The sequence below is a fragment of the Paenibacillus sp. 2KB_20 genome (assembly GCF_052115765.1).
GTDB lineage: Bacteria > Bacillota > Bacilli > Paenibacillales > Paenibacillaceae > Paenibacillus_AQ.
This window is the reverse complement of sequence record NZ_JBFRHH010000036.1, coordinates 1-759: the sequence shown is the minus strand read 5'-3', so window position 1 is coordinate 759 and position 759 is coordinate 1. Positions and strand designations below refer to the sequence as shown.

Here is a 759-nt window from a genome sequence, read left to right as displayed (position 1 = left end):
AATCATGACCACCCGTCCAACGGGTGGTTTGCACTTGGGGTATAACCCCCTGTTGCCAAACTGCGCCTAAAGACGCTAGCCTGACAATAAAATTGTTCAGGCTCAGTGTAATTTGTCACTTTCACTTACCAGTTAAACTGGTTTACTTTTTCTTGCTCCTGTTTCCGCTGAATGGATCTTCGTACTCCTTCACACTCAGTTTATCAATCGCTTGGTCATGTGCTTCTTGCTCACGAATATATTTAGCGACGGTTGCTTCATTTAAGCCCACCGTGCTAACGTAGTATCCCTCCGCCCAAAATTTTCGGTTCCCATATTTATACTTCAAATTAGCATGCTTCTCGAATATCATTAGGGCGCTCTTTCCCTTCAGATATCCCATAAATGATGACACTGAGATTTTTGGGGGAATCGCTACTAACATATGAACATGATCAGGCATCATGTGACCTTCTATTATCTCCACTCCCTTGTATTTACATAAACGTTTAAAGATTTCGATCAAGTCTTTCCTCACTTGATTATAGATCTCTTTCCGTCTATACTTCGGGGTGAACACAATGTGGTATTTGCACATCCACTTCGTGTGAGCTAGACTATAGCTCTTATTTGCCATCTAAGACCATCCCTTTCATTGAGCCTGAACATCTCAATTTTATCGGGATGGTCTTGTTGGTCAAACCCTCGATCCCTCCACCCGCATAGCGGGTGGTTTTATGTTTCGCACGCTATCGCGTGCTCAACTGACTAAAGTCATAA

At 43.0% G+C, this 759-nt stretch carries 1 protein-coding gene; it reads right to left on the bottom strand.

Annotation, left to right across the window (positions count from 1 at the left end; translation table 11 throughout):
• Positions 1–142 precede the first annotated feature (142 nt).
• Complete coding sequence (gene tnpA, locus AB4124_RS33990; RefSeq protein ID WP_215162955.1) at positions 143–616, bottom strand: IS200/IS605 family transposase; 474 nt, start codon at positions 614–616, stop codon at positions 143–145.
• Positions 617–759: the final 143 nt, after the last annotated feature.